The 25500-nt window shown below is 60.3% G+C and carries 22 protein-coding genes; 8 read left to right on the forward strand and 14 right to left on the reverse strand.

Going from position 1 to position 25500, the window contains the following annotated elements; all coding sequences use genetic code 11:
- Window position 1 precedes the first annotated feature (1 nt).
- From HKD28_RS00860 to HKD28_RS00875, 4 genes are all read right to left on the reverse strand, one after another.
- Window positions 2–766: a CDP-diacylglycerol diphosphatase gene (locus HKD28_RS00860; protein ID WP_194266504.1), complete on the reverse strand. Its 765-nt coding sequence runs from the start codon at window positions 764–766 to the stop codon at window positions 2–4.
- On the reverse strand, window positions 763–2241 hold the full coding sequence (locus tag HKD28_RS00865) for a Ppx/GppA family phosphatase (protein ID WP_194266505.1): 1479 nt from the start codon (window positions 2239–2241) through the stop codon (window positions 763–765). The genes HKD28_RS00860 and HKD28_RS00865 overlap by 4 nt, the downstream gene beginning before the upstream one ends.
- Window positions 2242–2246: 5 nt before the next feature.
- Window positions 2247–4406: an RNA degradosome polyphosphate kinase gene (locus HKD28_RS00870; RefSeq protein WP_235993255.1), complete on the reverse strand. Its 2160-nt coding sequence runs from the start codon at window positions 4404–4406 to the stop codon at window positions 2247–2249.
- A gap of 231 nt (window positions 4407–4637) precedes the next feature.
- Entirely contained in the window at window positions 4638–5351 is a 714-nt protein-coding gene (locus HKD28_RS00875; protein WP_194266507.1) for a DnaA/Hda family protein, read from the reverse strand.
- A gap of 103 nt (window positions 5352–5454) precedes the next feature.
- On the opposite strand from HKD28_RS00875, the gene purM reads away from it, so the two are divergent.
- Entirely contained in the window at window positions 5455–6540 is a 1086-nt protein-coding gene (gene purM / locus HKD28_RS00880) for a phosphoribosylformylglycinamidine cyclo-ligase (RefSeq protein WP_194266508.1), read from the forward strand.
- On the forward strand, window positions 6537–7181 hold the full coding sequence (gene purN, locus HKD28_RS00885; RefSeq protein WP_194266509.1) for a phosphoribosylglycinamide formyltransferase: 645 nt from the start codon (window positions 6537–6539) through the stop codon (window positions 7179–7181). The genes purM and purN overlap by 4 nt, the downstream gene beginning before the upstream one ends.
- An 84-nt stretch (window positions 7182–7265) precedes the next feature.
- Here purN and ndk read toward each other — a convergent pair whose 3' ends face one another.
- On the reverse strand, window positions 7266–7688 hold the full coding sequence (gene ndk / locus HKD28_RS00890) for a nucleoside-diphosphate kinase (RefSeq protein WP_062030848.1): 423 nt from the start codon (window positions 7686–7688) through the stop codon (window positions 7266–7268).
- A 143-nt stretch (window positions 7689–7831) separates the two neighbouring features.
- On the opposite strand from ndk, the gene HKD28_RS00895 reads away from it, so the two are divergent.
- Both HKD28_RS00895 and HKD28_RS00900 read left to right on the forward strand, forming a co-directional pair.
- A complete protein-coding gene (locus HKD28_RS00895; protein WP_194266510.1) occupies window positions 7832–9739 on the forward strand; it encodes an ABC-F family ATP-binding cassette domain-containing protein in 1908 nt (635 codons plus the stop codon).
- Between the two features lie 75 nt (window positions 9740–9814).
- Window positions 9815–10960 (forward strand): AI-2E family transporter, encoded by a 1146-nt coding sequence (locus HKD28_RS00900; protein ID WP_194266511.1) that lies wholly within the window; start codon window positions 9815–9817, stop codon window positions 10958–10960.
- 90 nt (window positions 10961–11050) lie between these two features.
- Here HKD28_RS00900 and HKD28_RS00905 read toward each other — a convergent pair whose 3' ends face one another.
- The 3 genes from HKD28_RS00905 to HKD28_RS00915 are packed head-to-tail and all read right to left on the reverse strand — an operon-like array spanning window position 11051 to window position 14588.
- On the reverse strand, window positions 11051–11476 hold the full coding sequence (locus HKD28_RS00905; protein WP_194266512.1) for a hypothetical protein: 426 nt from the start codon (window positions 11474–11476) through the stop codon (window positions 11051–11053).
- On the reverse strand, window positions 11473–12615 hold the full coding sequence (locus tag HKD28_RS00910; protein WP_194266513.1) for a DegT/DnrJ/EryC1/StrS family aminotransferase: 1143 nt from the start codon (window positions 12613–12615) through the stop codon (window positions 11473–11475). Before HKD28_RS00910 ends, HKD28_RS00905 begins: the two co-directional genes overlap by 4 nt.
- The gene (locus tag HKD28_RS00915) at window positions 12612–14588 is read right to left on the reverse strand and encodes a polysaccharide biosynthesis protein (RefSeq protein WP_194266783.1); all 1977 of its coding nucleotides are present in this window, start codon (window positions 14586–14588) and stop codon (window positions 12612–12614) included. The genes HKD28_RS00910 and HKD28_RS00915 overlap by 4 nt, the downstream gene beginning before the upstream one ends.
- Before the next feature lie 87 nt (window positions 14589–14675).
- Here HKD28_RS00915 and HKD28_RS00920 point away from each other — a divergent pair, with 87 nt between their 5' ends.
- Window positions 14676–15659 (forward strand): glycosyltransferase family 4 protein, encoded by a 984-nt coding sequence (locus tag HKD28_RS00920; RefSeq protein ID WP_194266514.1) that lies wholly within the window; start codon window positions 14676–14678, stop codon window positions 15657–15659.
- Between the two features lie 12 nt (window positions 15660–15671).
- On the opposite strand, the gene HKD28_RS00925 is transcribed toward HKD28_RS00920, so the two are convergent.
- Both HKD28_RS00925 and HKD28_RS00930 read right to left on the reverse strand, forming a co-directional pair.
- Window positions 15672–16073 carry a MarR family transcriptional regulator gene (locus HKD28_RS00925; RefSeq protein ID WP_062030832.1) on the reverse strand — a complete coding sequence of 134 codons (402 nt, stop codon included), beginning with the start codon at window positions 16071–16073 and terminating at the stop codon, window positions 15672–15674.
- A 299-nt stretch (window positions 16074–16372) separates the two neighbouring features.
- A complete protein-coding gene (locus HKD28_RS00930; protein WP_194266515.1) occupies window positions 16373–17764 on the reverse strand; it encodes a leucyl aminopeptidase family protein in 1392 nt (463 codons plus the stop codon).
- Between the two features lie 58 nt (window positions 17765–17822).
- On the opposite strand from HKD28_RS00930, the gene HKD28_RS00935 reads away from it, so the two are divergent.
- The 3 genes from HKD28_RS00935 (at window position 17823) to fdxA (ending at window position 21120) form a co-directional block, all read left to right on the forward strand.
- The gene (locus tag HKD28_RS00935) at window positions 17823–20420 is read left to right on the forward strand and encodes a helicase-related protein (protein WP_235993231.1); all 2598 of its coding nucleotides are present in this window, start codon (window positions 17823–17825) and stop codon (window positions 20418–20420) included.
- Window positions 20417–20695: an RNA-binding S4 domain-containing protein gene (locus tag HKD28_RS00940; RefSeq protein WP_099285253.1), complete on the forward strand. Its 279-nt coding sequence runs from the start codon at window positions 20417–20419 to the stop codon at window positions 20693–20695. Before HKD28_RS00935 ends, HKD28_RS00940 begins: the two co-directional genes overlap by 4 nt.
- Before the next feature lie 92 nt (window positions 20696–20787).
- Window positions 20788–21120 carry a ferredoxin FdxA gene (fdxA, locus tag HKD28_RS00945; RefSeq protein ID WP_099285255.1) on the forward strand — a complete coding sequence of 111 codons (333 nt, stop codon included), beginning with the start codon at window positions 20788–20790 and terminating at the stop codon, window positions 21118–21120.
- Window positions 21121–21287: 167 nt separating this feature from the next.
- On the opposite strand, the gene cyoD is transcribed toward fdxA, so the two are convergent.
- From cyoD to cyoA, 4 genes are read right to left on the reverse strand one after another with little or no spacing between them, the layout of a single operon-like run.
- On the reverse strand, window positions 21288–21617 hold the full coding sequence (gene cyoD, locus HKD28_RS00950) for a cytochrome o ubiquinol oxidase subunit IV (RefSeq protein WP_194261494.1): 330 nt from the start codon (window positions 21615–21617) through the stop codon (window positions 21288–21290).
- The gene (cyoC, locus tag HKD28_RS00955) at window positions 21617–22237 is read right to left on the reverse strand and encodes a cytochrome o ubiquinol oxidase subunit III (RefSeq protein ID WP_062030824.1); all 621 of its coding nucleotides are present in this window, start codon (window positions 22235–22237) and stop codon (window positions 21617–21619) included. Before cyoC ends, cyoD begins: the two co-directional genes overlap by 1 nt.
- An 18-nt stretch (window positions 22238–22255) precedes the next feature.
- A complete protein-coding gene (gene cyoB, locus HKD28_RS00960) occupies window positions 22256–24244 on the reverse strand; it encodes a cytochrome o ubiquinol oxidase subunit I (protein ID WP_194261495.1) in 1989 nt (662 codons plus the stop codon).
- A gap of 7 nt (window positions 24245–24251) precedes the next feature.
- On the reverse strand, window positions 24252–25190 hold the full coding sequence (gene cyoA, locus HKD28_RS00965) for a ubiquinol oxidase subunit II (protein WP_194261496.1): 939 nt from the start codon (window positions 25188–25190) through the stop codon (window positions 24252–24254).
- Window positions 25191–25500 lie beyond the last annotated feature (310 nt).

Raw genomic sequence — 25500 nt, forward strand, 5'->3', positions numbered from 1 at the left:
CTTACATCATGCCGTTGGGGTGCTGGCCCATGTCCATGCCATCCATGATCATGGCCTTATGGTGCGGATCATCGAGATGACATTCATGGTCCTGAAGCTCTTCGCCCGATCCATGATCGAGCACATGCGCCATGTCATCGAGCAGGATGAACCCGCCATGCTTTGCCGGCGTGATGACGAGCGTGTGGATGGACATGTCATCAGCAGCAATCACCCGGAACGGCGACGGCTCCAGAGACGTCACGATCCGCGCCCGATAGGGATGACCGTACAACGAGACCAAAGACCAATCCTCGGTGATCATGTTCTTGTCGAGCTCGGCACGCGCATAGGACGTCAGGCAATCCAGATGGATGTGCAACTGGTCCTGCGTGCGCCCCGGACGCGAATTGATCGCCATCGACAGATGCGAGTCAGGGATTTCAAACCCGTAGGACTGCGCCACATGGGCACGCTGCCCCCAGGCTTCCGCGAAATAATTCGGCGTCTCAGGCTTCAGCAGACTTGGATCTTCAACGCCCGGCACCTTCTGCGTCGGGATCACCAGATACTGGCCGCGTCCGGTCTGATCCTTGAGGAGGGCATAGCCATCTTTCTCGTCATAAACCGTGCAGGGCTTGTGATCCGCATCAACAGCACAACGCCCGTGAACGACCTTCCACAGCGCACCCCGGTCATGGGATTTTCCGCAGCCCGACAGTCCGAAAACCACTGCCGCCGCTACAAGACCAAATCTGGCCGCCGTCCCGTAATCCCGCAAAGTCATTCTTCCCTAACCTGACATTCAAGCTGCATCGCAGCCGCCAGCCTCTCAAAGCGACGTCGGACCGCACTGCCCGCCGCCCGCACACTGCGCGCGCCCAGAACCAGCACGAGCGTTCCGTCTTCCACGAGAAGCCTGCACTCATCGAGCAGGACTTTCGTTCCCGCGCAGAGTGTATAGGCCAGCCGGAGCGCAAGGCCCAGACGCACCGCACGGTCAATCTCCGAGCGCGACAGAAGCTGCCGGGAAGGTTCAATCAGGGGAGAATCCATCGAGACTTCATACCGCACGGCGAGCGTCAGGCCGATAAAAGCCCGAGCCGTATGATCGAAGCCCACACCATGCCCATACATCACCCGTCGATAGGTCTGCTCGACCCGATATTCCGGGTGATCGTAAGAACCGATATCGGAGAGCATACACGCCAGTTCGCGCAGACGCTTCTGGGTGCGCGTCTCGTCGCGAAACAGCGGTGCCGTCCAGCTCACCAGCGCTTCCGCGAGCGAGGCGCTGCGGGCCAGACGATTGGCCATCTCCGTCGCCAGATCCGTCATCGGATCAAGATCCGCGACCGAAGACGCCACGTGGCGCATGTACCAGCCTTCGCGCAGTCCATCGACACTGAACACGACCTTGGACGGACGGACCCGCTCCATCAGACAGCGCAGTACGACCGCCGCAAACGGCGCATCCGCCAGACGCTTGCGGGGGGCCCCCGGCATTTTCTCAAGGGTCCGGCGCGGGGAACTGATGACCCAGTCCGCCATTTCCCGCGCTTCCCCTTCGGAAAGGGTAAACAGATGCACGAGGTTTAATGGATACTGCGTCCGCGCAATCTGAAGCCGCGCCAGCGCACGGAACGCCCCGCCCACAAGATAAAGCGGTCGCCCGGTCATACCCGGCAGCCAGTTCACTTCTGCCAGAAGCTCGTTCGCGATTTCCGCTGCCCGCTCAATGCTGCCCTTGGAACGGTCATGCAGCCGGATCACGCCCAGTTTCGTCGTCACGGCTTCAAAATACTGGCTGTCCGCAACATGGATCAGTTCCAGAGAACCGCCACCAATATCCGCAACCAGACCATTCGCTTCCGGCAGACCGCACAGAACGCCGCGGGCCGCATAATCGGCTTCTTCGGTCCCTTCCAGAACGCGGATCGGCACGCCTGGCATCCGCGCTCGGATGGCGTCCACGAAATCGGGTCCGTTGGTCGCATCGCGAACGGCTGCGGTGGCGAGAACCTCGAAAGGCTCGGCCCCCATGGCACGGGCGACGGCATGGAACCGCCCTAGCACGTCCATCGCCAGCGTAACGCCCTCTTCATTGAGACGCCCGGTCACATCCAGTCCGCGCCCCAGCTTGAGCGTGGCTTTCTCGTTGAAAATCGGAAGGGGATTGCGCGTTACCCCTTCAAAAACAACCAGCCGGACCGAGTTGGACCCAAGATCGACAATGGCGGAACGCTGTGCAGATGAGGACATGAAAATCAGTCTTCCAGAATCCTGTCGGGCCGCTCACGGGGGCGATGTGCCTCCGGAAGGACCTTCTCCCGCGCAGCCGAGCCTCGGCCGGACAGGGACGGATTGTTCATGAAGTATTCGTGGGCGGAGAACGGATGTGCGCCCGGCGAAACCCGATGCCAATAGCCGTCCCTCGTGAGCGTCCAGCTCTGAAGGTTGTCCTTGATGTTCATCGTCATGATCTGGCCAAGAATCTGCGCATGGACCGTCGGGTTCGTGATGGGCACCATGGCTTCTACCCTCCAGTCCATGTTCCGCACCATCCAGTCTGCCGAAGAAATGAAAACTTTTGCCTTGGCGGACGGCATCCGATGCCCGTTTCCAAAGGCGAAAACCCGGGAATGCTCCAGAAAACGCCCGACAATCGACTTGATTTCGATATTGTCCGAAAGCCCCGGCACACCGGGCCGCAGACAGCAGATTCCGCGAATGATCCCAATGATCTTCACCCCGGCCTGCGAGGCTTCGTAGAGTTTGTCGATCAGTTCGGCATCCACGAGGCTGTTCATTTTCAGCCAGATCCGCCCCGGACGCCCTTCCTTCACATGGTCGATTTCGTCCTGAATGAGCTGTTCCAGCGTGGAGCGGATGGTGATGGGCGAGAAGGCCAGCGCATCCATTTTCGCGGGGATGGCATAGCCCGTCATGTAATTGAACAGACGCGCCGAATCCGAAGCCAGCTTCGGGTCACAGGTGAAAAACGACAGATCCGTATAAATCCGCGCCGTAATCGGATGGTAATTGCCCGTTCCGAAATGTGCGTAGGACCGGAGCGAGCCGTTCTCGCGACGGACCACAAGACTCAGCTTGGCATGGGTCTTGAGATGCGCGAAGCCGAACACGACCTGCACGCCCGCAGCTTCAAGCGCGCGGGACAGGCGAATATTGGCTTCCTCGTCAAACCGCGCCCGTAGTTCGACCATGGCGGTCACTGATTTTCCGGCCTCCGCCGCTTCGATCAGCGCGTGAACGATCGGGCTATCGCGGGATGTGCGATACAGCGTCTGCTTGATTGCCAGAACGTTCGGGTCCAGCGCCGCCTGACGCAGGAACTGCACCACCACGTCGAAGCTTTCGAACGGATGATGGACCAGCATGTCCTTCGCCCGGATCGCCGCGAAACAGTCGCCGTCATAATCCAGAACCCGCTCGGGAAAGCGCGGCGTATAGGCCGAAAACACCAGATCCGGGCGGTCATCCACGATCAGTTGCTTGAGATCGGTCACTCCGACGAAGCACGGCAGAACGACAACGTCCTCCTCACCCACGCCCAGCTCTTCGCCCATCTCACGACCCAGCGTGTCAGGCAGCTTGCGGTCCAGCGCGAGGTGAATGCATACGCCACGCCGACGCTGTTTCAGTGCCGTTTCATAAGACCGCACCAGATCCTCGGCCTCGTCTTCAAACTCCACATCCGTATCGCGGATCACGCGCAGCACGCCCGCAGCCCCGATCACCAGCCCCGGAAACAGACGGCCGGCAAACAACGTGATGAGATCTTCGAGCAGCACGAAGCGGATCTGGTCCGGTGTTTCCTGCCCTTCCTTCAAGCGCGCCGGAAGCCGCAGGAAACGCGGAACCTGCGCGGGAAGCAGGATCAAGCCGTCCATCACATGCGTCGACGAGGCCGCATCCTTTAAACGCAGATGCAGCGCCAGACCCATATTCGGAATAAAGGGCAGCGGATGGGAGGGATCAACCGCCATCGGCGTCAGCACCGGGAAAACCCGCTCGTCGAACAGCGTGGAAAGCTGCGCCAGATCCGTTTCATCCAGCGAGTCGGTCGGAAGAATGACGATCCCCGCGTCCTTCAGCTCTCCTTCCAGCACATGCCAGACGCGCTGCTGCTCCGCCAGAAGATGCCGCGCCTTCTGCCGCACCTGTGAAAGCTGCTGGATGGGGGTCAGTCCGTCCGGACTGCGCACGACCATGCCTTCGCGCACCTGCCCCACAAGCCCGGCCACACGCACGGAATAGAACTCGTCCAGATTGCTGGAACTGATCGAGAGAAACCGCACCCGCTCCAACAGCGGATTGCGGGTATTTTCGGCCTCTTCAATAACGCGCTCGTTGAAATCCAACCAAGACAGTTCCCGGTTCAGGAAGCGCTCTGGCGACGTTGCCATACGCGCGTAATCTTCGGCCCGGATAGCGGGAGTCTGCCGACGACGGCTGCGGTTCTGGGCTGGAGTGACTGCACTGCGTGGCTTGCGGGGAGAGCGGCGGCGCGGCGCGGGCCGGGAATCTTCAGTCGTCACAATGGGGCCTTCCGGAACACACGGATTTAAAAATCGCCTCAAGGGTCATGCCACGGGATAGGCATGTCAAACGGAGTTTTTGTGTCACGTTCGTGACATCTATTCCTCAGGCGTCAGCAGATCCGGCAGCATTTCCAGCGCCAACGCTCGCGTGATGGGCTGCTTGCGCACCAACGCCGCCTCGTCCAGCCGTTCCACTGCCGAAACCAGTGCGTTGCCCGTCCGGGGCAGATGACGCCACAGCCAGTCCGTCACCGATTGCGACACGACAAGCTGCCGGTCTGCCAGCAGCGACAGGAGCAGCGTCGCCCGTAGATCGTCCTCAGGCTCGCCTGTTGCGGTCGTGGCCGTCGCCCGCAAACGGCTCGCAAGATCGGGCAGCATGAAATGACTGCGCGACGGCGGCAGGCGGCCCGCCATCAGAACGCGATCGCCTTGGGAGAACGCATCATTGAGCAGATGCAGCATGGTCGCCTCATCGCCCGGCGAATCGGCATTGTCGATGGCAAGATTTCCCTGAACCCGTATCCGCCCTCCCGCCGAAGACGTGGAAAACAGCCGGGCATCCAGCACCGTCGCGTCATGTTCATGCGCCCATGCCGTAAGGAGATGGGTCTTCCCCGTCCCCGAAGGGCCCCAGAGCCACAAACGCCCATCCGGCCATTGACTGCGCGCAAGCCATGCCCGTGCCGCCACATTCGACGGACCATTGATGAAACGATCGGACGTCATCGCCGTCACCCGGCGCAGGGGAAACGCCATCTGGGTGGCCGCGGGTCTTCCAGACACCCCGCCCACATCCCGTTTCGTCATCGCAGCCCCCTTTTTCATGCCGTAACACCATCAAACAGGCGTTCCGCCAGCGCGCAGGATGCTCTAGAACGGCGTCACGTCAACCAGCGGGAACCTTTCGACCATGACCGATCAGCCTGATATCGCCCCCGGATCGAGCCACAGCACGGCTGGCGGCGCAAGCTACGCACAGGCCGGCGTGGATATTGCCGCTGGCGATGCGCTGGTCGACGCCATCAAGCCCGCAGCCAAAGCCACGAACCGTCCCGGCACGATGGGGGGCTTGGGCGGCTTCGGCGCGCTTTTCGATCTGAAGGCCGCAGGCTTCACCGATCCCGTCCTCGTCAGCTGCACCGATGGCGTCGGCACGAAACTGATGGTCGCCATCGAGGCCGGAAAGCATGATGATGTCGGGATCGACCTCGTCGCCATGTGCGTCAACGACCTCGTCGTACAAGGCGCCACCCCGCTGTTCTTCCTGGACTATCTCGCCACCGGAAAGCTCTCCGTCGAAGCCGCAGCCACGGTCGTGAAGGGCATCGCCAAGGGCTGCGCCGAGTCCGGCTGCGCTCTCGTCGGCGGCGAAACGGCTGAAATGCCCGGCATGTATGCCCCTGGCCATTACGATCTCGCAGGCTTCAGCGTGGGTGCGGCCGAGCGCAACAACCTGCTCCCCGCCAACATCGCCGAAGGCGACACGCTGATCGGCCTGCCCTCCTCCGGCGTTCATTCCAACGGCTTCTCGCTGGTCCGCGAAGTTGTGCGCCGCTCCGGCCTCGGCTGGAACGACCCGGCCCCCTTCGCCGAAGGTCACACGCTGGCCGAAGCCCTGATGACGCCCACGAAGCTCTATGTCCGCGCGGTGCTAGACCTGCACGCCAAGGGCCTGCTGAACGGCTGCGCCCACATCACAGGCGGCGGCCTGCCGGGCAACCTGCCGCGCGTCCTGCCCGAAGGCTTCGGCGTCCGCGTGGACGGCTCCGCATGGGTCGTTCCGTCCGTTTTCCGCTGGCTGGCCAAAACCGGCAATGTGGCGGCTGACGAAATGCTCCGCGTCTTCAACTGCGGCATCGGCATGGTGCTTGTCACATCCGAGCCGGAAAAGGTCATGGCGGAACTGGATGCGCGCGGCGAAACCGGTTTCCTCATGGGCCAGATCGTCCGCTCAGACGACGCCTACACCCTGACCGCACCGGTTTCCTTCGCATGAAGAAGCCGCCCGTCAGAAACAGAGCCAAAGCCCAGCCTAAAAACGCGCCAAAAAAAATCCAGAAGGTGCCTGTCGCGATCCTCATCAGCGGTCGCGGCAGCAATATGCGCGCCCTGATCGAAGCCTGTGCCCGACCGGACTATCCCGCCGAAATCGTGCTGGTCCTCAGCAACCGCCCGGATGCGCCGGGCCTTGAGGTCGCCGAAGACGCGGGCCTGAAAACCCTCGTCATCGACCACAAGCCTTTCGGTACGGACCGCGAAGCCCACGAACGCGAAATAGACGCAGCCCTTCAGGCCTCCGGCGCCATGCTGGTCGTCCTCGCGGGCTATATGCGTGTCCTGACACCATGGCTGGTCAAGGCGTGGGAAGACAGGATGCTCAACATCCACCCGAGCCTCCTACCCGCCTTCCCCGGCCTACACACCCATGAAGCCGCCCTCAAGGCTGGCGCAAAAGAACATGGCTGCACCGTCCACCTCGTCACATCCGGCGTGGATGAAGGCCCTATCCTCGGGCAGGCCAGCGTTCCCATCCTTGACACCGATACGCCAGAAACCCTTGCCGCCCGCGTGCTGGAACAGGAACACCTGCTCTACCCGGACGTACTCGAAATGATCTGCGACGTTTTTGCGAAGTAAGAGACGTCCAGCGTCTCCAAACAAAAAAGGCGCGGACCGAAGTCCGCGCCTTTTTTGTTGAGAACAGATTACCTGTCGTAAAAATTACGGCAGGATTTCCGTCTCGGCGAAGAAGAAGGAGATCTCGTTCTTCGCGTTCTCAAGGCTGTCAGAGCCATGCACGGAATTGGCTTCGATGCTCTCGGCGAACAGCTTGCGGACGGTGCCTTCAGCAGCATCGGCCGGGTTGGTCGCGCCCATGACTTCGCGGTTTTTGGCGACAGCGCCTTCACCCTGCAGAACCTGCACGACAACCGGCTCGGCAATCATGGAGGACACGAGGCTGCCGTAGAACGGACGCTCCTTGTGAACCGCATAGAAAGCGCCAGCCTGCTTCTCGGTCAGGTGGATGCGCTTCTGGGCGACGATACGCAGGCCGGCGTCTTCGAACACGGCATTGATCTTGCCGGTCAGGTTACGCTTGGTCGCGTCGGGCTTGATGATGGAAAGCGTGCGCTCGAGAGCCATCTTTCTTCTCCTGTTAGGACCGGTCCTCGCTGGACCAGCGGGTCAATACCGCCGTTCCACTAGAGCAAATTCATCGTTCCTGATAGGTCTGTCGCAGTATTTTAACCGACCTGTTTCTTTTCTTCCGACTGATCGAGGCGCCCGTGAGCCTGCTCACCATCACCGACCTGTCCCTCCGCATCGCGGGCCGCTCCCTGCTGGACAATGCGTCCCTCAGTGTTGACCCGGGACGCAAGATCGGCCTGATCGGTAGGAACGGCGCCGGAAAATCCACTCTTCTGGCCGCGATTGCTGGTGATTTCGCGCCTGACGGCGGCACAATCACCCTCGCCGCCCGCGCCACGATGGGCCGCGTCAAACAGGAAACACCCTCAGGCAGTACGTCCATTCTCGATACAGTTCTGGAAGGCGACCTTGAACGCACCCGACTGCTCGCGGAAGCCGAAACCGCGACCGATCCTGTCCGCATCGCAGATGTCCATGAACGCCTCATCGCCATCGACGCCTACACGGCTCCCGCCCGCGCCGGGGCCATCCTGTCTGGTCTCGGCTTCGATCAGGACGCGCAGAATCGAGCGGTTTCGGACTTCTCGGGCGGCTGGCGAATGCGCGTATCACTCGCCACGGCCCTGTTCCTGAACCCTGACCTGCTGCTGCTCGACGAACCGACGAACCATCTCGATATCGAAGCCACGCTCTGGCTGGAATCCTGGCTTGCGAAGTTCTCGGGTGCCGCGATCATCGTCAGCCATGATCGCTCCCTGCTCGACAACACCGTCGATGCCATCGCCCATCTCGATCACCAGAAAATCAGTGTTACCCCCGGTGGCTACGACAATTTCGTCCGCATCCGCACGGAACAGGCGCTCCAGCAGAACCGCGCTGCCGAGCGCATCGCGGCCCAGCGCGCCCATATGCAATCCTTCGTGGACCGTTTCCGCGCCAAGGCCACCAAAGCCAAACAGGCGCAGGCCCGCCTGAAAGCCCTCGAACGCCTCCCCCAAATCGAGAGCGTCGTGGAAGACACCCCCACGCGCTTCTCTTTCCCCGAACCACAGCCTTTACCGCCCCCGATGCTGAGCCTGAACAATGTCAGCCTCGGCTATGACGGGCGCGTCGTGCTTAAAGGGCTGAACCAGCGTCTGGATATGGAAGACCGGATCGCCCTGCTTGGTCAGAACGGCCGCGGCAAATCCACTTTCGCCAAGCTGCTCGCCGGTCGGCTGGAACCGATGTCCGGCACTTACAATCATTCGCCCAAGCTGAAAATCGGCTATTTCGCCCAACACCAGAGCGATGAACTCGTCCTGACCGACACACCCATCGACCATATGAGCCGCGCCATGCCGGACGCGTTTCCCGCTGCCGTCCGCGCGCAACTTGCCCGGTTCGGCCTTGATGAAAATCGCGCCGAAACAAAGGTCGGTGAACTCTCCGGCGGTGAAAAGGCACGTCTGCTCCTCGCCCTTTCCACCCGCGAAGCCCCGCATCTGCTGATCCTCGATGAGCCAACCAACCATCTGGATCTGGACGCCCGCGACGCCCTGATCCGCGCCCTGTCAGCGTTCGAAGGCGCGGTCGTCCTCATCAGCCATGACAGCCATCTCGTGGAATCCGTCGCCGACCGTTTCTGGCTGGTCGAAGACGGTACGATCTCGCCGTTTGATGGCGACATGGCCGAATATCGCGCCTGGCTTCTCGAGCGCGCCCGCAAGGCCCGCGCCGAGATAGCGGAACGCAGCAAGGCCGCCACGGCGTCAGCAGATGGCGGCACAGCGTCTGCCCAGAAACGCATTGACCGCAAGGAACAGACCCGCGCCCTCGCCCCGCTGCGGCGGAAAATCCGCGATGCGGAAGCGAAAATGACTCAGCTTTCTGGCGAAAAGAAAAAGATCGAGGCCCGGCTGGCCGATCCTGCTCTCTACCAGTCCGGTGATGCTGGGGAACTGACATCCCTGAACGTGCATCTTGCCGCGCTCAACGCCACGCTCGAAACCGTCGAGGAAAGCTGGCTCGAAGCGCAGGCCGAACTGGAAGATGCAACGGCCTGAGCCGGGCCCATTGACCCTCCTTCTTCCGCCACATAAGCCAGTTGACAACGACTGAGCCTCAGGACTGACACCTCCATGCGCATCTCTTTTTCCGATCCGGCAGAACGCAGCGAAACGGAACCCCGTGCGCGGGAACTGTCCAAAATTGCCGGGCTGATGCGGATCACGCTCGCCCTGACCCTCATGCTGCTCGCCATCTGGCTGATCGGCGATGTTCTGGCCGTGATCTTCGCCTCCGCTCTCGTGGCCATCGTCCTGCATGGACTGGCCCGTATGCTCCGGCGTCACGTTCCCGTCATTCCCTATCAGGGCGCGGTTGCCCTCGTGACCGTGGCAATTCTCGTTGCCATGATCGGCCTTGGCTGGAGCAGCGGCCCTTCCATCAGCGACCAGTTCATCCGCCTCAAACAGGCACTGATCACTCAATCCGGCGAACTGCGCGCCCATCTTTCCGGCTCCACGATCGGCCAGATGGTTCTCGATCACCTGCCCTCGTCCCTCGGCGGAAACGCACCCGGAACAGGAGGCCTCGGCTCTCTGGGATCAGGACTTGCAGGCTCGGTCACAGGGCTTCTCAGCAGTGTTTTCGGTATCCTCGGAACGCTTCTGGTCGTTCTGATCGCCGGTCTGTATTTCGCCCTCAGCCCGGCCGTCTATATCGACGGGATGATCCGCCTCGTCCCCACGCAGCACCGTCCCGCCGCGCGTGAACTAATGTTGACCGCCGGGTCCACGCTCTGGGCCTGGACCGCCGGGCAGGCACTGGACATGCTCGTGGTCGGCATCCTCTCAGGCGTCGGCCTGTCGCTGATTGGCGTGCCGCTTGCACTGGCGCTCGGCGTCGTGGCGGGTCTGTGCAATTTCATACCCTATATCGGCGCCATTCTCGGTGCCGTGCCTGCTGTCCTGCTGGGTCTGTCGCTCGGCACGCATGAGGGCCTGTTCGTCGCCATTCTCTACTGCGTAATCCAGTTTTTCGAAGGCAATGTCCTTGCCCCGCTGATCCAGCGCCGCGCCGTGCATATGCCCCCCGCAATGGCGATCCTGTCGCAGACGGTTTTCGGCTCCATCCTCGGCGCCCCCGGCCTGATCCTCGCCTCCCCCATCACCGCGGCCCTTCTGGCGATGGGCGACAAGGCCACAGCCCCGCTGGAGGACGAAAACCAGACCCGCCGTGATGTCGGCGAAGTTACGGAAGAAGAAGAGAAACAGCAGAAATAAGCCTCGTCCTTTCCGCGACAGCACAAAAAAGACCGGCGCTCCCGAAGGAGGCCGGTCTTTTTTGTGCTCTCAACGCGCTCCAGAAAATCCTTACTTTCCAGGCTGCGCTCCAGCAGGCTGCAAGGCCATGAGCTGCGCATCTGGAAAGGCGTTCATCCGGTACGGGCCATTCTTCGCAAGCTGGATCCCAACGATGTCGTCCTGCTTCTTGTATTTCCAGATGGAAATAATAACCGGCTCACCCTGTGCGGTCGCCATTTCGAGAACCACTTTCGGTGCAAGATCGGTCTTCTCGCCCGATGGCCCCCAAGCGGTTTCATGCGACTGAAGCCACAGATTGACCTTCTGAACCTCTTCCGCTGACAGATCGCGACTGAGCGGCGCACTCATCTGCCCCGTAGTCACCTGCGGAAATTTCCATGCATGCAGCAGCGGCCATGTCACAAACCAGATGATGCCTACGGGAATGAGGACCAGCGCCCCGAAAACCAGAAGAAGTTTCTGCTCGCGTCTCACGCCTGTTCTCCTGCCCACCGATTGAGGGCTGCAATGATGTGATGGACGTCCTCGTCCGTCAGTTCAGGATGGATGGGAAGTGCCAGCACCTGCGCACCAAGCCCTTCTGCGACTGGCAGACAGACTCCGTCATGATGCGGCGCATAGGCGGGCTGATGATGCAGCGGTTTTGGATAGTAAACGGCGGTTGGAACGCCTGCATCCTTCAAAAACGTCTGAAGCGAATTCCGCTTTTCCGCATCCGGCAGCAGGATCGTATAGATCGCCCACGCGCTCTCGCTATCCGAAACGCGTACAGGCGGTACGATCCCCGCAGGCATCCCGGCATCATAGGCCGTCGCAATCGCATCCCGGCGCTTCAGTTCTGCGTCAAACACATCCAGCTTTGCCAGCAGCACAGCCGCCTGAAGCGTATCCAGCCGCCCGTTGATCCCGATCCGCTCGACTTCATAACGCGTCCGGCCTTCGCCATGCGTGCGAAGGGAATGATACAGCGCCGCCAGATCGTCGTCGTCCGTCAGGATCGCGCCGCCGTCCCCATATCCACCCAGTGGTTTGGACGGGAAGAAAGACAATGTGGTCGCCTTCGCCTCATGTCCCAGACGACGACCATGATACGTCGCCCCAAAAGACTGTGCACAATCGGCCACCAGCGTCAGACCTTCCTGCGCCGTCCAGAGCTTCAGTTCGTCCCAGGGCGCGGGTTGGCCGAACAGATCCACACCGATCACAACACGCGGCTCCAGATCTTCAGTCTGACGGACGGCCTCAAGCCGCGCCTTCAGCGATTCAAGACTGATCTGGAAGGTCTGCGGATCGACATCCACGAAAACCGGCGTTCCACCCAGCAACAGGACGACTTCGGCCGTCGCCGTATAGGTGAAAGCCGGCAGGAAAACCGCATCTCCCGGCCCGATCTCCTCGCCCATCAGCACCATCAACAGCGCATCCGTGCCGGATGAGACGCCGATCGCATGTTTCGCACCGCCGAACTCTGCCAGACGATGCTCGAGTTCCTGCACTTCCGGGCCAAGCACGAAGCGGCAATGCGCCACGACGGCATCCACGCGCTTCTGGATGCTGCCGCCAAGGCGCGCCTGCTGGGCGGGAAGGTCGAGAAAAGCAATCTGCCGTGTCATGGCGCTATCATCTCCGGATCGGGATGGGAGACCGCAACCGGCAGTCCGCCGTCACGGTTATGAAGAAATTCAGGCACCAGCCTGTACAGGATCGTCATGATCGCGCCCAGATCGTTTGCGCGGCAGGCCATTTCCAGCTCGTCCATCGCAAGTCTCGCAACCCTGAAATCAACTGTGCGCGGGGAGGCCATCCGCAGACCGGGCGCATCTGTCGGAACCGGGGCCTCGCGTCCGTGGAACAATTCTTCAAACAATTTTTCCCCCGGACGCAGGCCGGTGAAGCGGATCTCGATATCGGTTTCGGGACGCAGTCCGGCCAGACGGATCATCTGAAATGCCAAATCCATGATCCGCACCGGATCGCCCATATCGAGCACGAAAATTCCGCCCTGCTTGAGGCGCCGGTCCGTCGCATCGTTTTCCGCACGCTCATGCGTTCCGCGCACAGCCGCCTGCAAAACAAGCCCGACGGCCTCAGGCACGGTCATGAAATAGCGCGTCATGTCCGGATGCGTGATGGTCAGCGGACCGCCATGTTCAAGCTGCCGCCGAAACAGCGGCACGACCGATCCCGTGGACCCCAGCACATTGCCAAACCGCACGGTCACACACCGCATGCCGCCCTGTCCGGCCCGCGCGCGCATATCGAGCGCCTGCCCGTAAACCTCCGCACAACGCTTACTGGCCCCCATCAGGCTGGACGGGTTGACCGCCTTGTCGGTGGAGATCATGACCATCGCCTGCGCACCAGCGCGCTCGGCTTCGTCCGCGACAATCCGTGTGCCGATCACATTCGTCAGCACGCCCTCGACCGGATTGTCCTCGACGATAGGCACATGCTTGAGAGCCGCCGCATGAAAGACGATCTGCGGTCGATACTCCCCGAAAATCTCCGCCATGCGTCGCCGATCGCGCACGTCCGCCACGATCTGATGGCGTGTCACATCACCAAAGCGCTCGGAAATATCCAGATTGATCTGCCACAGCGCGTACTCGCTGCTCTCAATCAGGAGAAGCACAGCGGGCTGAAACGATGCGATCTGCCGCGCGAGTTCGGAGCCAATACTCCCCCCGGCCCCGGTCACGGCAATGACACGGTCACTGATCAACCGCGCCATACCCTGCGAATCGAGCGCAACCGGCGGACGGTTCAGCAGATCCTCAATGGCGATGGGTCGAAGTTCCACCCGGTCTGCCGGCTGCAAAGCCGTCAAAGACGGCGTGCGCTGAACGTCGATGTCATAGACGCGCGCGGCTTCAAGGATGCGTGCCAAGTCCCGCCCCTTGATATCTCCTGACGTCAGAACCAGCGCATCCGGCAGCTTTCCCGCAGCGAACAGGCGCTCCAGAATGGCGGGCGTTTCGCTGATCGTTCCCAGAATGGGGCAGTCATGAATACGCCGCCCGGCCTGCTGCGAACCACCAGTCAGAATTCCCGTCACGCTGCGACTGTTCTCGCTGTCCCGCTCCATCGCCCGGATGAACAGATCCGCCTCATGATCCGCACCCAGCAGCAGAATGCGCTGACTGGCCAGCGCAGTGCTCTTACGGCGCGCCGCCAGCCGCCACATCATGCGGACGGAACCGAGAAACACCAGAAGAACCAGCGCATGGATGATTGGAAAGGTCGGCGTCGGCAGCGGATAGCCCGCCACACGTAAGAGTCCCGCAAACAGCAGCGCGCTCAGAACCGAGGCGCAGGCAATATTGAACAGGTCTGCCACACCCGAGAACCGCCAGTATTGCTGCGGAACGCGGAACGGCAGCCCACCCACCAGAAGCGTGATTCCCCCGCCCGCAATAAACCACAGCGGATGCAGCCATCCCCCGGCCGGATCTGCCAGCCAGCGCGCAACAGGTGCGGCAGCCGCAGACACGACTCCGTCAAGCGCGACATTGAGCGCAATGCGCCGCGCGCGCATCGACGTATGCGAGGCGGAGGGCGGCCTGAAAGACGGCGCCGAAGGGGGCATTGAGGCCGGAGCGGCAGGGCCTGTAGGATCAACAGATGTCACCTGCCCCTTATAGCGCTAAAAGCCGCTCTCCCATAAAGTCGTTCCATGCCCTTTTCTTTTCAGAACATTAACAACGGCCTTACGCTCCCCTGCGTGGCCGCAGTCGTGCTGTGCAATATCCTGATCCTGCTCATGATCCGGGCCGGTGTTCTGGATCATCCCGTAGAGCGGAGCTCCCATACACGACCAACCCCTAAGGGTGGCGGCATCGGCATCGTGGGGGCCTTCGTTCTATGCCTGATCCCGGCCCTGCGCGCATCCCATGCCCAGGTGTCCATCATTCCGGCTATTACGGGACTGCTGATCGGCATGATCGTGCTGGGCGCTATATCGTGGCTCGACGACATGCGCCCTTTCCCGGCCCGCTACAAACTCGCAGCCCAGTTTCTGGCCGCTATTGCCGCGGCATTCGGAGCGACATACGGCACGAATATTCCATCATGGATGGTAGTGCCTTTCGTTCTCGCTGCGGTGTTCATTACGAACGGTTTGAATTTCATCGACGGGATCAACGGTCTCGCCTCTGGCGTCATGGCCGTCTCCGCCATCTTTCTGGCGAGCGCAGGCATCATGCCCGTGGCCTTCATGCTGCTCGCCATCTGCCTGCTGAGCTTCCTGCCCTATAATTTTCCAAAGGCCCGAATTTTCATGGGCGACGTTGGCAGCCAGCCCATCGGGCTCGCCATCGCATGGGGTGGCATGACAGGATTTGGCACGGGTGGCGGCGTCCTCGTGATCGCCCTGCTCTCGGGCGTGTTGTGGGACGTAACCTTTACGCTACTACGTCGCGCCCGCGCTGGAGACAGACTCGCGCAAGCTCATCGTGGCCATCTCTACCAACTGGCCGCCCGTTCAGGGCTGTCGGTACCATTCGTCACTTTTTTATACTGGGGATTTGCCCTCTGGGGCGCTGTGGCTTTCGCCACAGGTCAGATCATCACGACAGTTCTGATGATCGCCCTGCCACAGATTTTGTGGACAGGATATGTCTGCACGCGAGCCAAAGCCCGCGTGCAAGATCGCTGGTAATCAGCAGATCGTTCAGCCGGCGCGGCGGCTGCTCAGGCGCTCGACGGAAGCCGAAGCGCGTTCCGTGCGGGTCGAGCGGGTGCCGGAGGCTTCCGTCATGACGGCGCGCATTTCGCGCAGGAAGGTGGAACCCTTCAGCGTGCGCTGTACGAGAACCGAACGACGGTCCAGCGGATCGACCTTGCGGCGGGCCAGATCCAGTTCACCCAGACGGTCAAGGGCGCGGGTGATGGCGGGCTTGGACACCTTGAGTTCAAGGGCCAGACCACGAACTGTGTGGGCGCCGTCCCGCAGATAGCAGGTCAGGAACACGGCAAGCTGGCGTGCCGACAGGTCGGGTCCGTCACGACGCACCATGGAAACGATGGTGTCGCACAGAAGATTGAGCATTTGATCATTGGTAGCCTGGGGCATGATCTCTCTCCTAAACAGTTAGACCCCCTGTTGTCCGATCCCATAACAGAGACCCGCAGCACGGGAACCAACATGAAATTGTCTCTGCCTCTCCTTCCCGGGAGAGGCGTCAGTTACACTCAGATGGTGATTCGAAACGCATACGCAAGCATATGGGTTTCAAAACATTCCAGTAGACGATGACTCTGCATCGAAACGATAAGGGGCATATGCCTCATTGAAACGCGTTTGACACCCTAATCTTTCAAGCCTTCTTCACACCGTCACACTGTTCCCCGAGTGAAACGCTTCATGAAAGCTCAAGAATTATTATGAATTCGTGACAAAGTCTCCAGAATTGCCCGCAGACCGAGCACTTCTCCGCCCTCTGGTCGGCCCGGACTCCCTCCGTCATTCCACGCATAAGTGTCGATATGAGCCCATTTTTGGCCATCCGGAACGAATTTCTGGAGATAAAGCGCCGCAGTAATCGCCCCGGCCATGGGTTTCGACGTCACGTTTCCGAAGTCGGCGACTTTACTATCGAGCCATGCATCATAACCATGCCAGAGCGGCATTCTCCACATTACATCGGCCGTCGCTTTTCCCGATTCGAGAATAAGTGAGGCCAGTTCATCGTCATTACTAAACAGCGCCGGCACATCCGGGCCGAGTGCTACGCGCGCAGCACCCGTCAGGGTTGCAGCATCAAGAATGACATCCGGACGGTTTTCAGACGCCTCCGTTATGAGATCACACAACACCAGCCGCCCCTCCGCATCCGTATTGCCAATCTCGACCATTTTGCCGCTGCGCGTCTTCAGGACATCCCCCGGTCGCATGGCATGACCGGACACGCTGTTCTCCACGCACCCCAGACGCAGTTCCAGATCCACATCCAGACCCAGATCGATTGCCGCGCAGGTCACCGCAAGCATCAGAGCTGCCCCGCCCATGTCCTTCTTCATCCGCAGCATCCCTGCCGCCCCCTTGAGGTCATAGCCGCCCGTATCGAAGCACACCCCCTTGCCGATCAGCGAAACCTTCGGCGCTCCCTCGCGGGCCTTCCAGCGCGCCACGACCACGACCGGTTTGCGTTCGGACCCTTCACCCACTTCCGCCAGACACGGATATGCACCGCGCAGATTATCCCCTTCGACGAGACTGACGTTCGCCCCCCGATGCACCAACGCCTTGCCTGCCATCTGCGCAAGTTCGCGCGGCCCGAGAAGATTCGCCGGCATGCTGATCAGATCCCGCCCGAACCACACAGCCTTCGACAGCGCCACAAGCCGCGTCGCATCGTCGGGAACGACCACCCGCGTCGCGCGCGGCTTCACCTCCCCCAGACCGAACCGATATGCCCCCATACAGAACCCGAGCAGCGCACTCTCCAGCGCTCCGGCTTCCAGTCCGTGCAGCACGACCGTCCAGTCCCCTTCCGGCAGGGCTGTTCCCAGAACCCCGAAAGCCTCCGGATCATTTGCCCGCGCGGAGGCCACGCACAGGATTGCTGCTCCGACCCCGCCCTCACCCGGCAGCAGCGTGAAAGCACCGTCTTTCGCCGAAAATCCCTGTGCTTGCAGAAAGGCAGCATGCTCTCCAAGAAGACCGGAAACCGCAGGACTGTCCTCACAGGCCACCAGATGGACCAAACGCGCCGAAGGCGCTTCGGCAGAGGTCACGAAGGGAAGCTGGAGATGCGGATTCATAGTTTTTCTTCCTCAAAGACCTGCCCCACCCGAGAAAGATCTGCCGGGAGGGCTTCAGATGCTTGCTTTTGCTCCGCAGGCACCCGACCATTCAGACATGAAGGGTGCATTCCACGGAACCTCGTCCAGCGACCATACCATGCCAGCCAGCATCCGTGCTGCCCTCGGCCCCACCAATACCGGCAAGACCCATTATGCCCTGACGCGCATGATGGCCCATGCGTCCGGCATCATCGGTTTTCCTCTGCGCCTTCTGGCCCGAGAAAACTACGAACGCCTCGTTAAAATCAAAGGCGAGCGCAGCGTCGCGCTCATCACGGGTGAAGAAAAAATCGTGCCCCCCGGCGCACGCTGGTTTTCCTGTACCGTCGAGGCCATGCCGCTGGACCGTAAGGCCGAATTCATCGCCATCGACGAGATCCAACTTGCCTCGGATCCGGATCGCGGTCACGTCTTCACGGATCGCCTGCTCCACGCTCGTGGCACCGTCGAGACGCTGTTCCTCGGCGCCGAGACCATTCGCCCGCTGCTTCAGAGACTCGTTCCCGGCATCGAGATCGACATCCGCGCCCGCCTCTCGAGCCTCGCCAGCACCGGACACACGAAACTCTCCCGTCTGCCTCCACGTTCGGCCATCGTCGCCTTCTCCATGAGCGAAGTCTATGCGCTGGCCGAAGTCATCCGCAGACGCCGTGGCGGCTGTGCGGTTATCATGGGCCAGCTCAGCCCCCGTACCCGAAACGCTCAGGTCGAGCTCTATCAGAACCGCGACGTGGATTATCTCGTCGCAACCGATGCCATCGGTATGGGCCTGAACATGGACGTCGATCACGTCGCCCTTGCCCAACTCAGCAAGTTCGACGGCACGGTTCCTCGCCCGCTGTTCCCGCAGGAAATCGCCCAAATTGCCGGACGCGCCGGTCGCGGCATGAAAGACGGCACCTTCGGCACCACGGCCGACTGTCCGCCCATGTCCAGCGCCCTCGTCGAAGCTGTCGAGCAGCACCGCTTCGACCCGATCCAGCGCCTCTACTGGCGCAACCACGAACTCGATTTCACCAACCCGGCCAACCTGCTCAAAAGCCTGACCCGCCCGCCACCGCTGCGTGGCCTGACCGCAGGGCGCGTGGCCTCGGACGTCACCACCCTCGAATCCCTGATGCTCGACCCGGATGTCCGCGAGATCGCGAGAGGCAAACGCGCCACGACCCTGCTTTGGGACGTCTGCCAGATCCCTGATTTCCGCAAACTCGGCGATGACAGCCATACCCGGCTCTGCGCGCGCCTCTACAGCCATCTAATTAAGGACGGGTCCATTCCCGCCAACTGGATGGAAGGCCATATCCGTGGTCTGGCCAAAACCGAAGGCGATATCGACACCCTCATGCACCGCCTCACCGGTGTGCGCGTGTGTTCCTATGTCGCCGCCCGCACCGAATGGAGCCGCCATTCCGCCATGTGGCAGGAGCGTGCCCGCGAAGTTGAAGACCAGCTTTCCGACGCCCTGCACGAGCGCCTCACCGCCCGCTTCGTGGACCGCCGCGCCACGACGCTTCTGCGCCGCCTCGACAGCGATGGCGACCGCACACTCCTTTCCGCCGTCAAACCCGATGGCGATGTTCTGGTAGAAGGCCACAGCATCGGACGCATCCGGGGTTTCACGCTGGAAACCGACGTCGCCTCCGGCCCCGAACGCCAGATGATCCTGCGTGCCGGGCGCAAAGCCCTCATCCACGAAATCCCCCGCCGCATCCGTCTCCTACAGGACGCACCGGACACCGCCCTTAAACTGGACGCTACCACCGGACATCTTTTCTGGGACGAAACCCCTCTGGGTCGCCTCACCGCAGGCACAGCTCTGCTGCGCCCGGCCATCCAGCTTTTTCCAGCCGAGTTCACTGATACGGTTCAGAAAACCCATGTCGAAACCCGTCTGCTGACATTTGTGGCCAACCTCATTCGAACGGATCTGAAAGCCCTTTATCGCGCCCACGCACTTGCCGAACACGAACCGGGACTGCGCGCCATTCTGCACCGTCTCATGGAAGACGGCGGCATTACCGAAACCCTGCCAGAAGATCAGGCGCTTCCTCCCGCTTTGCGCAACACACTACGGAAGCACGGAGTCGAAGTCGGACGTTTCTCGATCTTCTGCCCGGCCCTGTTCCGAAAACGCCCTCTGGATCTTCTAGGACTGCTCCACGCCCTGCATCGCCAGACGCCTCACCGTCCGACAGCGCCCGGTCGCGTCTCCCTTCCATGGCACGAGATCAGCGGGCAATTCGGCTGGATCCGTGCCGGAGAGACGGGCCTGCGCCTCGACATCGCAGAACGCTGCATCGCGGAACTGCACCAACTCATACGCCGCCGCGACCACACAGCACCGCCCGATCTGGCCTCCAGACTGGGCATAAAATCCGACAGCCTTCCCTCCGTCCTGAAAGGTCTGGGCATCGCGCATCAACCTGCAGAGGCTCAGTCCTCCACCCATGCCGGTCCACCACGCCCGCTCATGATTCTGCATGATCGCAAAACCCGAGCCTCCCGCCGCCCGAGAGCCGCTCAACACGGGTCCGCGTCCAGGCGCCCTTCGCCTCCACGGACTGACAGTCCTTTCGCGGCCCTCGTCATCCTGAGGGAAAAAGTCCGCCCATGAGCGAAGCATATCAGCGACTAGACCAGTGGCTCTATTACGCCCGCATCGCCAAGACACGTCCGCTTTGTGCGGCTATCGTCGGGAAAGGTCGCATCCGCATCAACCGGCAGCCCACAAGCAAGCCCCATGCCAAGCTTCACATCGGCGACATATTGACTTTTCCCGCAGTTTCTGGCGGAGAAGTGCGCGTGTGGCGCGTTTTGGATCTTGGTGAACGCCGCGGTCCGGCAAAAGAAGCCGCACTTCTTTACGAAGTCATCACAGAAGACGGCTGAGGATGCTTGCGTCTGACGCCAAACCTTCGCATATCATCCCGCTCGGATGAAACCGGCCGGATGCCGGACCAGCAAGACGATCGGAGACGTCAATGACCTATGTGGTCACAGAAAACTGCATTCGCTGCAAGTTCACGGATTGCGTGGAAGTCTGCCCCGTAGACTGCTTCTACGCAGGTGAAAACTTCCTTGTCATCAATCCGGACGAATGCATCGACTGCGGCGTATGTGAGCCGGAATGCCCGGCCGAAGCCATCTTCCCCGACAGCGACAACCGCGCCGCACCGTGGATCGAAGTCAATGCGAAATACTCGGCACAGTGGCCGAATATGACCCGCAAGATCGATGCCATGCCAGACGCGGAAGAATGGAAAGACAAGCCGGGCAAAGCCGCCATGTTGTCCGAAGCACCGCATCAGGGCTGATTTTCTCCGATATACCGAAGTTATCCTCACCCGGTCTCTCATGAGATCGGGTTTTTTTGTGCCACCTGCTCTGACTGGCATCCCGATCCCCACCAAGGCGTATGGCATAAAAAAAGGGCTGGTAGGATTTCTCCCACCAGCCCTTCCCACAGGTTTCGAGAGAAACCTTAGCGGGACATCATGTTGATCGCAGTGTCATGCATGATGAAGATCGTGCCGCCGATGATGACGATCACCGATGCCGCAGCAAAGATGAAGCACATCAGGTTCCAGCTCTGCTCGCTGCTGGTGTTCAGGTGGAGGAAGAACACCAGGTGAACGACGATCTGCACGACGGCAAGAAACGTCAGCGCTGCAAGCGTCATGGACGGAGGCAGAACGTGGGCCATGACAGCGGCAAAGGATGCCACCGTCAGGATCACGGCCAGAACAAAGCCGATCAGATAAGCCGAATAGGAGCCGTGGCTACTATCGTGGGCTGTATGTGCCTGAGCCATTACATCACTCCTGCGAGATAGACGAACGAAAAGACACAGATCCAGACGATGTCGAGAAAGTGCCAGAACAGGCTGAGGCAAGCCAGCTTGTTCATCATACGCTCGGACAGATCCTGCGGACCCATCATCTGAACCATCAGGACGACCATCCAGATCAGGCCACAGGTGACGTGCAGACCATGCGTTCCAACCAGCGTGAAGAACGCGGAGAGGAATGCAGAACGGTCAGGGCCATTACCTTCTGCGATCATGGAGGTGAACTCGTTCACCTCCAGACCGACGAAGGACGCGCCAAGAACGAACGTGACGGCAAGCCAGACCAGAACCATCGTCTTGTTCTTCGCCAGCGCATTCAGCGAGGCGAAGCCGTACGTGATGGACGAGAACAGCAGGATAGCCGTCTCGATCCCCACGTTCGTCAGGTCGAACAGTTCCTTGCCCGACGGGCCACCGGCATACTGGTTCCGGAGGACCGCAAAGGCAGCGAAGATCGACCCGAACAGGACACAGTCCGTCATCAGGTAGAGCCAGAAGCCGAACACGTTGGGGGTTTCGTGATGATGTTCCCCGCCGTGATCGTCGGCGTGTGCCAGAGGCGACATTGTTGCTTCGTGAGCCATAAGTCTTATGCCTCCTTCTTACTCTGCTGCCTGCGCCGCAGCGATACGACGAGAATAGACTTCCTCGTTGTGCTCGATTTCGCTCACCGGGACGTAGTAGTCGACGTCGCGGTTTGCACTGCGCAGGATCATGGTTGCAACGATACCGATCAGGCCGATGGCAGCGAGCCACCAGATGTACCAGACCGAAGCGAAACCGAGAATGAAGCTGAACAGACCGATGAAAACACCTGCAGATGTGTTCTTCGGCATGTGGATCGGAGCCAGCGGCTTGCCGTGAGCCTTCAGGCCCAGCTGCTTCTCGGTATGGAACGTGTCGAGACCATGAATGTCAGGAATGACCGCGAAGTTATAAGCCGGGGGCGGAGAGGAAATGGACCACTCCAGCGTACGGCCGTTCCACGGATCACCCGTCAGATCCAGGTTCTCGGGCAGATTACGGTCACGGATGGACACATAGAGCTGCGTCAGCTGGCATACGATACCGCAGGCGATAACGATTGCACCGGCTTCAGCAACCAGCATCCACGGATACCAGTCAGGGTTGTCGTAATGGTTCATACGACGCGTCATACCCTCGAGACCGAGGATGTAGAGCGGAACGAAGGCAAGGTAGAAGCCGACGAACCAGCACCAGAACGCGCGCTTGCCCCAGGCTTCGTTCAGCTTGAAGCCAAAAGCCTTCGGGAACCAGAAACCCATGCCCGCGATGTAACCGAAATACACGCCGCCGATGATGACGTTGTGGAAGTGGGCAATCAGGAACAGGGAGTTGTGCAGGATCCAGTCAGCAGCCGGCATGGCCATCATCACACCGGTCATACCACCGATGGAGAAGGTGATCATGAAGCCCAGCGTCCAGTACATCGGAGCCGTGAATTCCACGCGGCCCTTATACATGGTGAACAGCCAGTTGAAGATCTTCACACCAGTCGGGACGGCGATGATCATCGTCATGATACCGAAGAAGGTATTGACGTTGGCACCGGCACCCATGGTGAAGAAGTGATGCACCCACACGACGAAGGAGAGCACCATGATGGAGCACGTGGCGTACACCATCGTCTTGTAACCGAAGAGCGGCTTCTGGGAGAACGTTGCTGTGACTTCGGAGAACACACCGAACGCCGGGATGACGAGGATGTAAACTTCCGGATGGCCCCAGGTCCAGATCATGCTGAGGTAAAGCATGACGTTGCCGCCGGCATCATTCGTGAAGAAGTGCATGCCGAGGTAACGGTCAAGGCTGAGCAGAGCCAGCGTAACCGTCAGAACCGGGAAGGACACCATGATCAGCACGGTCGTGCAGAATGCAGTCCAGGTGAACACCGGCATCTGCATCCAGCCCATGCCAGGAGCACGCATTTTGACGATGGTCGTGAAGAAGTTCACGCCTGTCAGCAGCGTTCCAACACCGGAGATCTGAACGGCCCAGATATAGTAGTCAACGCCGACACCCGGGCTGAACTGCATCTCGGACAGAGGCGGGTAAACCAGCCAGCCGCACTGGGCAAACTCACCGATAAACAGCGAGATGTTGATCAGCAGGGCTCCGACCAGCGTCATGTAGAAGCTGAGCGAGTTCAGGAACGGGAACGCAACGTCACGCGCACCGATCTGAAGGGGAACCACCAGGTTCATCAGGCCCGTCATAAACGCCATCGCCATGAAGAAAATCATGATGGTGCCGTGAGCGGAGAAAACCTGATCGTAGTGATGTGGCGGCAGATAACCGGGGTTGCCGTTGTAAGCCAACGCAAGCTGGGTTCGCATCATGATGGCGTCCGCGAAACCGCGGAACAGCATGACGATCGCCAGAATGATATACATCACTGCAAGACGCTTGTGGTCGACAGTCGTCAACCAGTCACGCCAGAGATAGCCCCATTTGCCATAATAGGTGACAGCACCCAGTACGGCGAGACCGATAACAGCAACACCAAGGAATGTACCGACAAGAATCGGCACATCCAACGGTATGGCTGAAAAGGAGAGTTTTCCGAGCATCTGTCGGTTATTCCTTCATGCCAGTGTCGGACGGTGCAGCGTTGAGAACGGACTGCATGTGCATGACCTTGCCCGTCGTCTTGTCCACCACCATGCCATTATTATACTTGGCAACGATGCCGTCGAAGAGTTCCGGCTGGACATGCGCGAAATACTGTACCGGTGCAGCTTCCTGCGGCGCAGCATATTTCGGGTATGTCGTGTCGTCGAGATTTTCGCTTCCGCTCTTCACTTTCTCAACCCAGTCATTGAACTGAGCCGGGTCCATGGCGAGAGTGCGGAACTTCATATCCGAGAAACCGCGACCGCTGAACTGCGACGCTTCACCAAGGTAATCCCCAGGTGAGCTTGCAATCAGATGCAGCTGCGTCTGCTGACCCGGCATGGCGTAGATCATCGAGCCCAGACGGGGGATGAAGAACGACGTCATGACGGAATCAGAGGTGATCTGGAAGTCCAGCGGCGTGTTCGTCGGCACATCCAGCTGGTTGATCGTTGCGATCCCCAGATCCGGATAAATGAACAGCCACTTCCAGTCGAGAGAAACCACCTGAACATTCAGCGGCTTGACATTGTCATCCGTCTGAAGCGGGCGGTAGGGGTCATAGGCATGCGTACTCCACCAGCTGATAGCGCCGAGGAAGGCGATCAGAATGGCGGGAACACCCCAGATGACATATTCAATTGCGGTCGAATGATCCCAGGTCGGGAGGTATTCGGCCTCTTTGTTGGAAGCACGATACTTCCACGCAAAATAAAGCGTCGCGACGCAGGTTGGAACAACAACGAGCATCATGATGACGAATTCCGCCACCATGACATCGCGGTTCATTACTGCGACCGGGCCGCGCGGCTGAAGCAGATCAACCGTACAACCCGATAGCATCAGCGCCGGCAACGCTGGGAGATATCGCCAGAGTTTTTTCATCGGTCCTGCTTTCATCATCCGTTCCGGCTTGCAGTAGTCGCCGGGAAACGGTTTGACACGATAAGGTCCGCATCAGTGCCGCCGAACGCTGCCATAGTCTGCTACCTTTCTCGTTCGTATCCTGACGTCAGGAACCGGATCAAAGATCCGATCCTGAAGTTCATTCAGCATGGGACACGGCTGTCCCGGTTCCTCAGGTTTTTTCTGCCTGAATCGCCTCAAAGACAAGGCTTATCACGGATTTCGTGAGCCTATCCCCAGCATGGACCTCAGGATGAAATGGCTGTTTTTCGCCACATTTGATCTAATTATGACTTTCATTAAATAT

Source organism: Gluconobacter cadivus (assembly GCF_015244745.1).
Lineage (GTDB): Bacteria > Pseudomonadota > Alphaproteobacteria > Acetobacterales > Acetobacteraceae > Gluconobacter > Gluconobacter cadivus.